We start from the raw sequence: 14,658 nt of genomic DNA, 5'->3' as shown, positions 1-14,658 counted from the left end.
CTTAACGATATGCTTCTCTTAAAAACGTTGCATAATTTCCCCGCACTGTCATAGTATCAGGATGACCTACACCCAAAGTGCGCTCACAAATTCCCAAAGCTTGCTGAAATAGGGGTTCGGCTTCACTGTATCTTCTTGTCATATGGTATAGTTGTGCCAGATCATTCAAACTGGTAGCTACGTGAGGATGTTCTGCTCCTAACAGGCGTTGTCTGAGTTTTAACGCTTGCTGAAACATTAGTTCGGCTTCAATATACCTTCCTGTCGATTTGTAGAGAAATGCCAAATTGTTCAGGCTAGTGGCAACAGATGGATGTTCTGCTCCTAACAGGCGTTGTCTAAGTTCAAAAGCTTGCTGAAACATTAGTTCGGCTTCAATATACCTTCCTGTCGATTCATAGAGTGCTGCCAAATTGTTCAGGCTAGTGGCGACAGATGGATGTTCTGCTCCTAACAGACGTTTATCAAGTTCTAAAGCTTGTAAATGCAGGAGTTCAGCTTCACTATACCTGCCTGTCCTGTTGTAGAGTGATGCCAAGTTGTTAAGGCTAGCAGCAACAAGAGGATGTTCTGCTCCTAATAGGCGTTTCCTAAGTTCTAAAGCTTGCTGAAACAGGGGTTCAGCTTCACTGTACCTTCCCATCGCATGGTACACTTCTGCTAGATTATTCAGGCTAGTGGCAACATGGGGATGCTCTGTTCCTAGTAGGAGTTTATAAAGTTTTAAAGCTTGCTGAAACAGGGGTTCAGCTTCACTGTACTTTCCTGTCGCATGGTAGAATAATCCCAGATTATTCAGGCTAGTAGCGACAAGGGGATGTTCCGTTTTCAACAGCCGTTTATAAAGTTCTAAAGCTTGTAGATACAGGAGTTCGGCTTCACTATACCTTCCTGTCGTCAAATAAAGTTCTGCAAGATTATTTAGGCTAGTGGCGACAGATGGATGTTCTGCTCCTAATAGACGTTTATAAAGTTCTAAAGCTTGTAAATGCAGGAGTTCAGCTTCACTGTACCTTCCTATATCAAGATAGATTAATGCCAGATTGTTTAGGCTATTGGCGACATGGGGATGTTCTGCTCCAAGGCGATGTCTAATTAATTCTAAACACTGACTGAACAAGGGTTCTGCATATTTATAAAATCCTTGCCCTTGATAAAACCAGCCTAACCCGGTGAAAGCATAGATTAATTCTTCATCTCTAATGAATGCTGTTAGATGGTTGGTGACTTCTGCTAAATGAGGGATCAGGGAAGTGAGTTGTTGAATTAAATCACGGGTAGGTTGTTGGGGGATTTGCTTTGCAACTTCTACCATCTGCGCGGCAAAATTTCTTTTCATCTCATCCGCATTGCTTAATTCATCCAACTTCATTTGGAAATATTGCCGAATTAGGGGATGTAGACGATAAACTCCTTTACTTTGCCATTGTAATAAATGCAGTTTTAGCAAATCAGCAATGGCTTTCTCTCGAATTTCTTGCTGTTCATCATCTTCCATTCCTTCCACATCAAAAGGAATATCAGCCAAAGCATATAAACTTAACCAACAACCAAGTTCTTTTGCCTTCTCATCTAACTGTTCCCAACTCAAATCAAAAGCTTCAGCCACACCGTATTCATAACGCATCAACGGGTTAGCCTTAGCCATTGCTTCATGTTCCAGTCGCTTTCTGTCTAACCGCTTCAATAGTGTTTGCAGTGATAAATCTGGCATTGTATCCAGATATCGTCCCACCAACTCTAAAGCTAAAGGCAAATATCCCAAAAATTTACAAATTTTCCTCGCCACTAAAGGCTCATTTTTCAGTCGTTCTCTCGCCACCAGCGACTTTAATAACTTCATCGCCGCCAATGGTTTGAGAACACCCAGGCTTAATTGTGGCAGAGTTCTATCAAACCCCAGGCGAGTTGTGAGCAATACTTTAAACTTAGATGAGTTTGCAGGTAGATAAGGCTTAACTTGGGTTTTGTAGTCTGTAACATCATCAAACACCAGCAAAACATCCCCAGCATCCCACCTATCCCAGCAAAGTTTTACCCGATCTACTAATTCTCGGTCATCTGGTGCGATAAATTTAAATTTATCTTCTGCAAACCTGAGAATTTGAATCCCCACATCAATACCCTGTGCTGATAACCAGCAAACCCCACCAGGATATTTTTGCAAGTTCTGTTGAGCATACTGGGTTGCAAGTTCAGTTTTCCCTACGCCACCCATACCCGCCACGGCGACAATTGCAACTTGCTGGGATTTTTGTATCATCTCGTGCAGTCGTTGTAATTCCGCCTCTCTACCTACAAATCTTTCCCAAGGTACAGCCGGGGGAATATTCTGCTGAATTTCTTTTTTCGGCTGGGTGTCGGTAACACCGTTATATTTTGCTGTTAGGTAAGCCTTTAATGTCTCCAGCTTGCCGCGTTTAGAGGTAGCTAAGTCAGAACAACTTTCGGCAAACTTTTCATACACCTCAGTCATGCGCTTTTTGAACGCCGCCGCACTGATATTAATCTCGCTGGCTAGTTTCGCTTCACTTTTACCTGAGTTTTCCGCCTGCAACCTGACTAAAAATGCTGCCGTTTGCTCTGGGGATAACTCATGAGTAGCAGCTTCTTGTCTTAAAAAGTCATCCCATTGCATAGACAGCCTGAAAAATTTTGCTTGATTCTACTTATCTTCTACTTTGTTTCTACTTTATCTCGATTTCTCAGGAATCTCCGACTTTAAGGGCAGAAATAAGATTTACACAGTCGAGTTTTTCACTTACTTCGCCATGAATCATCATCATTTAACAACTGACGCTGTGTACAACGTTTTCTCTGACCTAACCCCCAACCCCTTCCCTACAAGGGAAGGGGAGCAAGAATTAAAGCCTCTCTCCGCTTCGGGGAGAGGTTTGGAGAGGGGTTTCCACAATCATTTGCACGTCGTCGCGTCAACTTCTACCCAAACCTCACAGTTAATTCCCTCAAATTCCCCAGCCATCGAAAATCCCTCTGCTTGGATACGTGACGGAAATAGCCCCACAGAAATTATTCTCGCCGCCGCCATTTTAAGTTCCTTATTAATGGGAGGAATTGCAACTGTAATTGTGGCAATGACTGGTTTAGTTAAAACTATAGCCCCAAGAAAAGTCAACCAAACTACTCGCAACAAAAAATATTTCAGGAAGGGTGTCAATTAATTTTTAGCAGAGGTACAATTTTATACTCTAATTAAGATAGTACAAAGAAAAGCGATCGCTCTCGACCAAGAATCTGCGTAGACGTAGCCCGTCGTGAGACATCGCCTTTCACCAAACCTACTCCTTAACTACTACACCTCCCATTCCACCACGTTCTTTCGCGAGGCTATCAATAGCATCGCCTAAAGCAGTGGTAAGGCTTTTGCGGGTTTGGGCGTGGTTTTCTTGCTCTGTTTTCAAAGCGTTGAGCAAGCGATCGCGTTCTTGAATCACTGCGATTAGTTTGGCTTTTAAGTCTTCTAAAGTCTTGATACCGGCAACTTCCTGCTGAATGGCAGCGATGTTCAAAGAGTTGGGTAATGCTGTGGTGTCAATACCTTTGAGTTTTTGAATTTCTGCTTTGAGGGAAGCGATCGTTTGGCGGTACAAATCAGCATCGCTGCGGCGTTGTTCTGCCTCAGTGTTATAAAGTTTACGCCACTTCTCGGCACTTTCCCAAGCGGCATCGCGATCGCGCTGTTGTTCTACTAGCTGTTGTTTAAGTGCTTCAATTTCAGCTAACCATTGTTGTGTGATATGTGTGCCAATTTCAATACTTTCTGTCATGTTTACACCTGATCATATTACTGTCGGGTTTATATATGTTGATCTGCATTTCAGACCATGAATTTCAACAATAATAGTCTGTTTTATCAGAAAAATAGTCTAGTTTTTTATATTGAGAAAGGTATTACAGACTGATTATAACCTTGACAATATGTTTTTATGTATACTATAGTTGGCAATCTAATGATTAATTAAGCTAATCAAAATTTACTCATTATGAATAAGCCTATAAATTCCCCATTCCGATATGCAGGGGGTAAGTTTTATGCTCGGAACTTAATCCTGAAACATATTACACCTCATGTGTACTATGCTGAACCTTTTGCTGGAGGAGGTTCTATTTTCTTCGCAAAACAAAAAGTCGTCAATAATTGGCTAAATGACATCGACGAAGAACTGATAAATACATATTTAACTATTAGAGATAATCCAGAAGAGCTAATTAATTATTTAGATGGTGAACAGGCAACTAAAGAGAGACATACTTTTTATAAAAATAAATTTAATCCCCAAAATCAACTAGAGTCAGCAGCCAGATGGTTTTATTTAAATCGAACTTCTTACTCAGGAATCATGAAGCCACAAAACTGCTATTGGGGATATGGTGATAAATATAGTATGCGTCCAGAAAACTGGCCTAGAAATATCCGCAGAACTTCTGAAAAACTGCAAGATGTTAAGATTACTTGCTTAGATTTTGAACAGGTTATAGAAACTATACCTAATAATGCTTTTCTCTTTATTGACCCTCCTTATTTCAATGCAGATCAAGATAAGTTTTATACTTACTCTTTTTCAAAAGATGATCACTATCGGTTATGTAAAATACTCAAAAAACATCAACATAGAATTCACTTTTTATTAACTTACGATAACACTCCTGAAGTGCGAGATTTGTATGAATGGGCAGTAGAAATGCACGATAAAGAATGGAACTACACAATCAATAGGACAGATGACCAAAAAAAAGGTCAGAAAAAAGAGCATAACTTCAAAGGTGAGCGTTATAAAGGTAAGGAAGTCTTTATATTAAACTATGACTCTAATACCAATCTGTTCTATGAGCCAAAGCAGTTAGTTATAGGATTTTAAACTCTTTCTAATATATTTTCAAAAAAATCAAGACTTTTATCTAGTTCTATCCAACCATTTATAGGAGAAGGCATTATGCCATCTGCTAACTCTTTAATATTACCAAAATTAATAATTGGATAGTTAGGAATAAAGCCACAATTGTACTTATCTAAGCAAGCTTTTTTACCACATATTACCCCGCTAGTATGGGAAACAGTAATATCTAATGAACAAGCTAGATAAACTTTGTTATATACAAATTCTTGCAAAAACTCTTCATCAGTTGCAGCAGGGTTGAGTTTATTAATAAATTGCATTCCTTCTTCAGTAGGCTCAAATTTATACATCAAGTTGCCATCACTGTCTTCCAAAGTCTGGTAAAAAGCATTACCTATAGATGTAGCAACTACATTGAAACTTGTTACCCGATATTGATCACTATGAGCAAGAAACATTTGCGGACTTACACCCAGTTTTTGCGCCATTATGTTAACTTTTTCTGGTGTTTTAGTTGTACGGGAACGCATACATTTAACTTTGATTAAATAATCACCCTTTTTATGAAACCCAGTTCTGGAAGTTTTCGCAACACTAAACATTCCTTTGCCAGCCAATTTACATTCAATAGATATAATTTTTTTGTTCTATTGTGTATTACCATAATATCAATATCATGATTTCCAGTTTGTGCATTAATAACAGGCTTAATTACCGTCCAATCTTTTGCAGATAATATTTGTCTAAGCTTAGAATACATAGAAAATTCAAATGCTTTTCCACGAATCATGGGAGCTACTTTTAAGTCAGTTACTATTTTGTATAAGTCACTGGTTGATATATTTAACGAGCGACAGTATTGACGAATTTCATTAATCCATCGTTCTTCTTCATTCACACTCATTTTTAACTAATTCCCTTTACCAAATTATCAATAGTAATATCCAAAGCTTTAGCAATTTTGCCAATGTTAATGAGAGTAATGTTTTTCTCGGCTCTTTCAATCATGCCTATATAAGTTCTATGAAGACCTGCTTTTTCAGCTAATTCTTCCTGAGAAAGACCTTGCTGTAATCTTTCATCTCTGACTCTTTGACCAAATTTTTTGAGTATTTCAGCCTTCATAGAACTTTGCTCAAGACATGGCTAACATAGTAGTAAACGGCTGCATACTAAAGTTCTACATACTATAGTTAGCATTAGGTATAAACCTGTTAACAATCGATACAGCTACTGTGTCTAATCTGACTATGTGACTTGATTTTGTTGAAATTTGTCCGTTTTTATAGTACACACAACATTCTGCCCATTATCATGCAATCAGTTGAGTAATACTAATCTATGTTTAGAGACTGGTTTGCAGATAACTTGGGAGTGAGTCAAGCTCGCAAGGAACAAGTATATCTGGATATATGCAGGTCAGTAAGCCTGGAAGATATCAGCTATTGGATTCAAGTTTTATTTGCAGCCGGTATTGCTACCCTCGGACTCGTCTTAAATAGCCCGGCTGTCATTATTGGCGCAATGCTGATTTCTCCCTTGATGGGAAGTATTCTGGCTAACGGACTGGCACTAGCGGCGGGTGATGTCATCTTGGCGATGCGGGCGTTGCTGAATCTGGTGTTAAGTTGTACGGTGGCGATCGCTTTTGCTGTATTACTGGTATCTTTACTGCCATTTAAGGAAATTACCAGTGAGATTGTTGCTAGAACTCGACCGAATATTTTAGATTTATTTGTGGCTTTATTTTCAGGTGCGGTGGGTTCAGTAGCAATTTGCAAAGAACCGCGAGGGGTAGCTACTTCTATTCCTGGTGTAGCGATCGCAGTAGCATTAATGCCACCATTATGTGTTGTGGGCTATGGTATCGGCATAGCTGTCAGTATCAATTCTGTAAAGGGATTACAGGTTGCTAGTGGTGGTGGCTTACTATTTTTCACTAACTTAGTAGCGATTACCTTTACCGCTATGATAGTCTTTCTCGCTCTGCATATTGATAATTTACAGGTGAAAGCCAAAGTTAAGGAATGGCGAAATACAGACCCAGAAAGTATCAGAATGCAGAAAATTTTAGAGCAACTACCTGTTTACAATACACTGAAAAAAATCGGGGGTTTGCCAGCTAGATTACTACTAATTGTTATGACAATTTTGGCAGTAATCTTTCCACTCAACCAATCTTTGAGCCAACTCAGAAGAGAAATTACTCAACAGCAACAAGAAAACCGCATTCGTAGAGCAGCAACAGACCTATGGCAAAAGGAATTTGCTACTTTTCCTGATGGCGAACCACGCTCTTATATCGGCAATATTTCGACTTTAGAGAAAAATAATCAATTGACAGTACAACTTCAAGTATTTAGTAGTAAGCAATATACACAAGATGAACAAAATATTTATGTACAGCAGTTAGCTACACGCCTAGGAAAACCTTCGGAATTAGTAGCACTCAAACTAATTGAAATCCCCACAGCATCAAGTGAACTTTTACGTCCCCTACCCGAAGAAAAACCACCAGAACCAGTTATTACCATCGCTCAATTACAATCAAGTTTCCTACAAGAAGTGCAATTAGCTTTAGGTGAAATGCGGCTGCCGCAACCAGCACAAATGATTAATTATGAATTAATTACCATTCCCAATGAACCATTACGTATTAGGTTGGTGTATTTGAGTGAACGTGATATTGAAAAAGATGCTCAAGTGTTGCTAGCTGATAGCGTGAGGAATAAGCTAAATTATCGGTCTGCTTTAGTTAGTATGCAGAGAATAGCTACTAATTTAGGAGCAATATCTTTTGAGCAAAATCAGTCTACACTGACACCAGATAACATCAAATTGTTAGATCGTGCAGGGCAACTTTTGCAGCAATTCCCTAATTTACACCTAGAAGTCATGGTTAACCCAGAACTAGAGGAGTTAACAGATAGTGTCGAAGAGCGATCGCCCAAGGCAGAACCTAGCCCATCGCAATTAATTACAGATTATCTCAAATCTCAGTGGCAAATTGATCGCGATCGCCTGACTTTGATGCCAGGAACACAACCCCAAAGCCCCATAACACTCAAACTTACGGTAAAATCACTGAGAAAGCCACCCGTGGAAACCATTCCCGGAACATTCTAAGTTCATAATTTAGAGAACAGTCGCAAACTTACCAGCTGCAACTGTAGTCATGCCAAAGCCCCGTTTTGTCAGCTTTTTTCGTCACCTTACTTGGCGTACACTCAAAAAAACTCTTGCTAGAACCATCAAAAGGCGACTTTTAGGACTGGCTGCGGAAATTGCTTTCAATGCCATGTTATCCTTATTTCCTGCAATTCTGGCAATCCTGACAGCTATTGGGTTACTAGAAGCATCTTTACAAGACACTTTCAAACAACTCGCGGTACAACTTAGTCAAATCGCACCAGAAGAAGTATTGGTGCTAATTAGAGATTTCGCCAGTAAAGAAATTACTCGCTCTAAAAATAGTGGGTTGTTTTCTTTGAGTTTTGTCATTGCACTTTGGACTGCTTCCGGCGCAGTCAGTACCGCCATGACAGCCTTTGATCAAATCCATCAAACCCCCCCAGAGAAAACCCGTCCCTTTTGGCAAGCTAAAATTATCTCTTTGGGATTAACAGTAGGTGCTATTTTGCTATTAGTATTAGCATCTTTTTTAGTATTTCTTAGTGACCTAATTTTGGGATTTGTGGTTAGTGGTAACTCATCTTTGATTTTTGTATTGCATCTTTGGAAATTATTGCGCTGGCCTTTAGTATTGGGTATCGTGGCTACAGCATTTAGTTTTATTTACCGTTACGGCCCCAGCGTTTGGAACCGAGGTACACCAATCATGCCAGGCGCAATGATCGCATCTGTATTTTGGGCGTTTTTATCTGCTTTATTTCGGCAGTATGTGGCGAATTTTGGCAACTACAACAAAGTTTATGGTGCAGTGGGGACAGTTATTGTTTTAATGCTGTGGCTGTGGATGAGTGCAGCTGTTTTATTAGTAGGCGATCAATTAAATGTTACTGTAGGCGAAGATATACACTCTAAAATTTATGGCGATCGCTCACCATTTTTGTATGATTCAGAAGATAGAGAAAGTAGAAATTGATGCTTCCCTGATATTAATGCGCTTAATTCAATCTTTTTAATGATGAATCTGCCTTTTTAGCTTCAATTGGCGAACGTGTAATTTCCCCCTCGCTGTAACCTAAATCGTACATACTAGCAGCTTGAGCATCTTGTTCTGGTGATGCTTTAGGTTTTCCAGCCCAAGCATCAGCTTTTCCTAGATTCAACCAATCTTCATCTGTCATTTCAGAATTGAATTTGTTCTGTGTTGTTTTATTCATCGCTGCCCTTGTGAGTGGTTAGGATTTTGCAACCATAATTTATGATGTTTGCACTACTGTTTCACCAAAATCCTGTACCTTTGGAAATGACTTGAGAAAAATCTTCTGATTGCTATTTTGGGTGTCATACAATTAAGCAAACAGTGATTTAAGAACATCTCTGGATTGCCAAAACTCCTACCAAAATGAGGAGGGCAAAACAAAATTTTACAAGACATTCTAGAGCTATAGTTAGAAAAAATTTTGGATGTCAAATATGGCAATCACTTTAAATCACACTATAGTTCCTGCCCATGATAAAGAAGCGTCTGCTGAGTTTTTTGCCCGGATTTTTGGTTTAAAAGTAGAAAATTTCGGTCATTTTGCTGCTGTGCGAGTTAATGACACACTCACACTTGATTTTGACCATAGGAATGAATTTGAATCTCATCATTATGCCTTTCATGTCAGCGATGAAGAATTCGATACTATCTTTGGCAGAATAAAACAGGCTGGACTGGAATATAGTAGTGATCCCATGCACCACAACAAAGGGGAAATTAATCACAGACAAGGAGGTCGTGGTTTCTATTTCTATGATCCAAATGGTCATAATCTAGAAATATTGACCCGTGATTAATCAACATTAAAACTTTGACAATTAGACTATCCTGGCTGTGAAAAAAACCAGGATTCTCAACTGTTGGAAACTATTTTGATTTTCGCGCTGACTTGGGCGGTGTTCGATGAGCGCCAAAATACTTCTCACTCCGATAGCGTAACCACACCCGTAGCACTTCTGGGATTTGCTGTTTTTGTTCTTTGGTGAGTGTATTGTACAGGGCTAAGGCGCGTTCGCGCTCACCTCGACAAGCTGCGTTGTTGTGAGCATCCCAATAGCTGCGGGCTACTCGAATGCGGCGACAGACTTCTTTAATTAGAGCGTCTCCGGTGAGTGGAGTATTCTGCTTGGTCATACTCGTAGAAATATTAAGCGATCGCAATGACTAAATTATGCCATGCGATCGCTTGATCATTTTGCCTAATAACTATCTAGTACCTAATGGTACTGCTGATGGGTATATACCTTCGGCAATCAGCACAGGTCTTTGGCTATATTCTTTCTCTAGCCGTGTTCTCAATGGTGCATCCCAAACAGGACTGTATTCCCTCTCAATCTCGCTCACAACAAACGGGCGCAGCGTACCAGTAGTTACAAGCCTTTCACCTTCTTTAATCGGTGCTTTGTCCTTCAATTTATCGGTAACTATAACTAATAATGGGTTGACACCAAGAACTTCTTTGTCTTCAACAACAAATGCGTTAGGTCCATAAATTTCGGAAACATTAGCAGGGACAGAAATTACTTTATTGTAATAAGCTTGAGGGTTTTCGTTGATTTCTCCTGGTGTTGGTGCTAATGCCACGGAACGAGCAATAATTGCTGGTTTACCTGCATATTCTGCAACCTGATTTTGACCTAAATCCACGCCGTATTCTTGTTTAATTGTATTCGGATCAAGGGTAGCCACTGTACCCGTGACTTGTAATCTGGAATCTTGAGGTAGGGGCAAATTAACAGGCTGACCAGTAGTATTTACCACAGCAATTGTTTCGCCACCTAAGACTTCTCTATCAGAAATTGTAAATACTTTGTCATTTACCCTATTAATATCTTGGCCTCGGACAGTGACGAGTTTACCGATGAGTTCTTGTGTATTTTGGCTAACTTCTGGTGCAGTCACATTATCTTGTTCTGCTACAGGTCTAGGAGGAGGAGTAGTAGGAGCTTCTGTGGTTGTATCAGGAGCAGTGGCTTGTGGAGTTTCACAAGCTGGAAGCAGTAAAGCTGTCAATGCAATGACTGTTGCACCTATGCGAGTATTCCAACTTGACTTTTGATATTTATGGGGTGTTAGCATTTTCTCTCCTTATACTTTTCACAACTTCAGCTAGTTAGACAAAATTACTTACTGGAAAGATTTCAAATCATCGTTTTACCAATAGAGAAAACCTCTTTTCTCACATCATGGGAAAAGCTTGAAAATTTATCTATTGATTAGCGATTAATGAGACCTAAACGTGAGGTTTAATGTCTTGGCTGTCTGGCAATAAAATAATTAAACAGCCTCTAATATAAAAAGTTAAGTTACATTTACCGTCTGCCAAAAGAAGTAAAAATGCAATTGAGAATTAGATATTATTTCTGAGACTTTAGGTATATATTTACTTAAGTTTTTGAATTTTATTTTATATTTTAAATTTTGAATTTTGTAGCTTGCTTCTCCGTACCCGGAGGGAACCGTAGGGAAGGAGTATTTTAAATTTTGAATTTATTCATCAACTTGTATAGCAAAATAATCCGAGTTACATCATGAGTTTATCGGTTTGGTTTGAGGCAGAACCATAAAGATAAGTGTAGATGTTTTATATTTGGCAGAAGTGTATCTAAACAATTCCGGGTTTTTACTGGATATAAACACGCGATAGTGCGGAACGCCAGCCATTGAAAACTTCTGAGAATGCTAAATGTAGTTTGCTACACAATTTATGAGATGATTATTCATCTATCTTAAGACGTAAATATTGCTATATGGCGAATTTTATTTTATAAATGAAAATTACTAAAAAACGCTAATAGCAATGAAAAGACACACTGCTGACAAGCTAGTGGGTTTTTTCCTGACAATTCACAATATTTATCTGCCCAAGGTGGATTTTCGGCAAATTAATCCACATTTTTACTCAACATGAAGCACTGGATCAGGCAATTAGCAATTTACACAATAATATTGTGTAGTTTTTTATTAAATGTTGATGACGCAGGGGCTAACCAACTGGCAAATCCTGATGTGCAGCAATTAAACCTAATTCCAGTCGTGGAAAATTTAGCCAGTGCCGATACTTTTGAGCAAAGCAGGAAAGAAGATTTTCGCCGATTTCGGGAATTAATTAAAGCAACAGAGAAAATAGAGGGACTTTTCAACCTTGATTACAGTCAGGAATCAGGACAAGTTTATTGGGAAATTAAACCTGAGCAGCTGAATAAAAATTACCTAGCTACAGTGACGTTGGAATCGGGGATTGGGGAAAGTGGGATTTATAGTGGCTTACCTCTGAATGATTTTCTATTTTATTTCCGACAAGTCAACAATAACTTGCACTTTGTGGTGCGTAATGTTAAATTTCGTACTGATGTCACAGAACCAGAACAGCGATCGCTAGCTCGTTCCTTTAGTGATTCAGTTTTGTATGCACTTCCAATAGATAGTATTAATCCTTACAATCATCATATTCTCATCAACCTAGATGATCTGCTGATGCGGGACTTTCCAGGGTTAACGCCCCTATTAAAATACTCTTTACAAACCGATTACCGTTTAGAAATCAGTAAGTCTTATTTTGGTGATGTCAAGAGCTTCCCAGAGAATGTAGAAATAGATGTCATTTACGGGTTTTCCTCAGCAGAAGGAGCAAATTTAGTTACCTTACCTGATAGCAGGGCGTTGACTCTGAAGGTACATTACAGTTTTTCCCAACTGCCAGAAAATAACGGCTATATTCCCCGACTGGCCGACGATCGCGTAGGATATTTTATTACAGCCTTTCAAGATTTTGCTCACACCAACTCACCAGACAGCTTTGTCCGTTACATCAATCGTTGGCATCTAGAACCATCTAATCCTCAAGCACCCTTATCGCCACCACAACAGCCGATAGTATTTTGGATTGAAAATGCTGTTCCCCTAGAATACCGCGATGCAATCCGCGAAGGTGTGCTGATGTGGAACAAAGCTTTTGTCAAAGCTGGGTTTGAAAACGCTATCGCAGTACAGCAAATGCCAGATGATGCAGATTGGCAACCAGCCGATGTCCGCTATAATACGATTCGCTGGTTCAACTCCCTAGATGCAGGCTTTGCCAAAGGACCAATCCGCGTCAACCCCCTCACCGGGGAAATATTAGATGCAGATATTATCATTGATGCCAATATGGTGCGTTCAGTTCAGCAACAATATCGCGCCTTAAAAGAAACAACTGCATCACTGGGTAATAACTCCTGTCAAAAACAGTCATCGGAATTTTGCTATGGCATGGAATCCACAAATCAAGCTGCTATGGGAGCTTTGGCGTTGTCACTATTGCCAGAGACTAAACCGCAGCATGAAGCCATGCAGGAGTATGTACATCAATATTTGCGTTCTGTGATTGCTCATGAAGTCGGCCATACCCTCGGTTTGCGCCACAACTTTCACGGCAGTACCATGTTAACGCCCCAGGAATTAAATAACACTGAAATTACCCACACTAAAGGCTTAGTCGCTTCGGTGATGGATTATGTCCCCGTGAATCTAGCGCCGCAGGGAGTAGAGCAAGGTGACTATTTTCCTTGGGTTGTCGGCCCCTATGATGAATGGGCGATAGAGTATGGCTATAAACCAAGCCCAGCAATAGAACCAAGCATACCGGAAGCAGAGAAAGACTTTTTAGAGCAGATTGCTTTGGCATCCCCTCAACCAGAATTATCTTATGCCACAGATGAAGATATTTGGGATATTAATCCCCTTGCCAATGTTTGGGATATGAGTAGTGATGCCTTAGTTTATTCCCAGTGGCAAATGGATAACGCCCGTGTGATGTGGCAGCATCTCAATGAGCATTATCTGGCAAAAGGAGAAAGTTATAGTCATCTGCGTGTTCTATTTAACAGGATATTGCAATATTATTTTCGCAATGCTACCTTGCTCTCTAAGTATATTGGTGGACAATCGTTTGAGCATTTTCATGTGAATGATGAGCATTCTTGGGCTTTTGTGGCAGTGCCACGTCTAAAACAACACCAAGCATTAGCAAAGTTGCAAGAGTATGTTTTTGCAGAAGATGCTTTCACCTTCTCACCACAATTACTGAATCAGCTAGCACCATCACGTTGGGAACACTGGGGTAGCCTTGTACCCAATAACCGCCTTGATTATCCCATTCACGAACGGATTTTGCAGTTCCAAAGTGGGATATTACGATCGCTCTTAGATAGCGATCGCCTACATCGGTTACGTGATATAGAATTAAAAAGCCCAGCTAATCAAGCTTTATCTATCCCAGAACTATTTGACACCTTACAAACAGGTATTTGGGCAGAAATTTTAGCCAACCCACACCCAAAACCAATTTCTAGCATCCGCCGTTCATTGCAACACGAACACCTCAATATTCTGCTAGAAATGATCTTAGATAAAAATGATTTACCAGAAGATGCTTGTACACTGGCTTGGTACGAACTACGTCAACTACAACAAGCCATTGATCATCAACTCAAACAATTCGGTAAACAACTCGATATTTATACACTAGCTCATTTGCAATTTTCGAGCGATCGCATCACCAAAGCCTTAAACGCACAATTACTATCGAGAGGCTAGGAAGAAGGAGGGGTGTGGGGTGTGGGGTGTGGGGGAAGTGAGGGAAGTGAGGGG

The 14,658-nt window shown here is 39.8% G+C and carries 14 protein-coding genes; 6 read left to right on the top strand and 8 right to left on the bottom strand.

The window, feature by feature from the left end; genetic code table 11:
- Position 1: 1 nt before the first annotated feature.
- Entirely contained in the window at positions 2-2,638 is a 2,637-nt protein-coding gene (locus NOS7524_RS13240) for a tetratricopeptide repeat protein (RefSeq protein WP_015138985.1), read from the bottom strand.
- Positions 2,639-2,771: 133 nt separating this feature from the next.
- On the opposite strand from NOS7524_RS13240, the gene NOS7524_RS30725 reads away from it, so the two are divergent.
- Positions 2,772-3,182 (top strand): hypothetical protein, encoded by a 411-nt coding sequence (locus NOS7524_RS30725; RefSeq protein ID WP_015138984.1) that lies wholly within the window; start codon positions 2,772-2,774, stop codon positions 3,180-3,182.
- 117 nt (positions 3,183-3,299) lie between these two features.
- Here the strand turns inward: NOS7524_RS30725 and NOS7524_RS13230 are convergent, their stop codons facing one another.
- A complete protein-coding gene (locus tag NOS7524_RS13230) occupies positions 3,300-3,788 on the bottom strand; it encodes a hypothetical protein (RefSeq protein ID WP_015138983.1) in 489 nt (162 codons plus the stop codon).
- A 216-nt stretch (positions 3,789-4,004) separates the two neighbouring features.
- On the opposite strand from NOS7524_RS13230, the gene NOS7524_RS13225 reads away from it, so the two are divergent.
- A complete protein-coding gene (locus NOS7524_RS13225) occupies positions 4,005-4,880 on the top strand; it encodes a DNA adenine methylase (protein WP_015138982.1) in 876 nt (291 codons plus the stop codon).
- Here NOS7524_RS13225 and NOS7524_RS13220 read toward each other — a convergent pair.
- The 3 genes from NOS7524_RS13220 to NOS7524_RS13210 are packed head-to-tail and all read right to left on the bottom strand — an operon-like array spanning position 4,877 to position 5,984.
- Positions 4,877-5,389 (bottom strand): hypothetical protein, encoded by a 513-nt coding sequence (locus NOS7524_RS13220; protein WP_041555306.1) that lies wholly within the window; start codon positions 5,387-5,389, stop codon positions 4,877-4,879. The genes NOS7524_RS13225 and NOS7524_RS13220 overlap by 4 nt on opposite strands.
- Positions 5,390-5,403: 14 nt before the next feature.
- Entirely contained in the window at positions 5,404-5,763 is a 360-nt protein-coding gene (locus NOS7524_RS13215; protein ID WP_041555305.1) for a hypothetical protein, read from the bottom strand.
- Positions 5,764-5,765: 2 nt separating this feature from the next.
- A complete protein-coding gene (locus tag NOS7524_RS13210; RefSeq protein ID WP_015138981.1) occupies positions 5,766-5,984 on the bottom strand; it encodes a helix-turn-helix domain-containing protein in 219 nt (72 codons plus the stop codon).
- A gap of 216 nt (positions 5,985-6,200) precedes the next feature.
- Between NOS7524_RS13210 and NOS7524_RS13205 the strand changes: the two genes are divergently transcribed.
- The gene (locus tag NOS7524_RS13205) at positions 6,201-7,985 is read left to right on the top strand and encodes a DUF389 domain-containing protein (protein WP_015138980.1); all 1,785 of its coding nucleotides are present in this window, start codon (positions 6,201-6,203) and stop codon (positions 7,983-7,985) included.
- Between the two features lie 49 nt (positions 7,986-8,034).
- A complete protein-coding gene (locus NOS7524_RS13200; RefSeq protein WP_015138979.1) occupies positions 8,035-8,964 on the top strand; it encodes a YihY/virulence factor BrkB family protein in 930 nt (309 codons plus the stop codon).
- 22 nt (positions 8,965-8,986) lie between these two features.
- On the opposite strand, the gene NOS7524_RS13195 is transcribed toward NOS7524_RS13200, so the two are convergent.
- Positions 8,987-9,205: a hypothetical protein gene (locus NOS7524_RS13195; RefSeq protein ID WP_015138978.1), complete on the bottom strand. Its 219-nt coding sequence runs from the start codon at positions 9,203-9,205 to the stop codon at positions 8,987-8,989.
- A 256-nt stretch (positions 9,206-9,461) separates the two neighbouring features.
- Between NOS7524_RS13195 and NOS7524_RS13190 the strand changes: the two genes are divergently transcribed.
- Positions 9,462-9,824, top strand: a complete 363-nt coding sequence (locus tag NOS7524_RS13190) for a VOC family protein (protein WP_015138977.1) — start codon at positions 9,462-9,464, stop codon at positions 9,822-9,824.
- Between the two features lie 70 nt (positions 9,825-9,894).
- On the opposite strand, the gene NOS7524_RS13185 is transcribed toward NOS7524_RS13190, so the two are convergent.
- Together NOS7524_RS13185 and NOS7524_RS13180 are read right to left on the bottom strand one after the other, a co-directional pair.
- Positions 9,895-10,161 (bottom strand): hypothetical protein, encoded by a 267-nt coding sequence (locus NOS7524_RS13185; protein WP_015138976.1) that lies wholly within the window; start codon positions 10,159-10,161, stop codon positions 9,895-9,897.
- A 72-nt stretch (positions 10,162-10,233) separates the two neighbouring features.
- Positions 10,234-11,106 (bottom strand): hypothetical protein, encoded by an 873-nt coding sequence (locus tag NOS7524_RS13180; protein WP_015138975.1) that lies wholly within the window; start codon positions 11,104-11,106, stop codon positions 10,234-10,236.
- Between the two features lie 828 nt (positions 11,107-11,934).
- Here NOS7524_RS13180 and NOS7524_RS13175 point away from each other — a divergent pair.
- A complete protein-coding gene (locus NOS7524_RS13175; protein ID WP_015138974.1) occupies positions 11,935-14,604 on the top strand; it encodes a zinc-dependent metalloprotease in 2,670 nt (889 codons plus the stop codon).
- Positions 14,605-14,658: the final 54 nt, after the last annotated feature.

Source organism: Nostoc sp. PCC 7524 (genome assembly GCF_000316645.1).
In the GTDB taxonomy this organism is placed as follows: domain Bacteria; phylum Cyanobacteriota; class Cyanobacteriia; order Cyanobacteriales; family Nostocaceae; genus Trichormus.
Note: the sequence above shows the minus strand (reverse complement) of the source record. Positions and strands in the feature narration are given on the sequence as shown.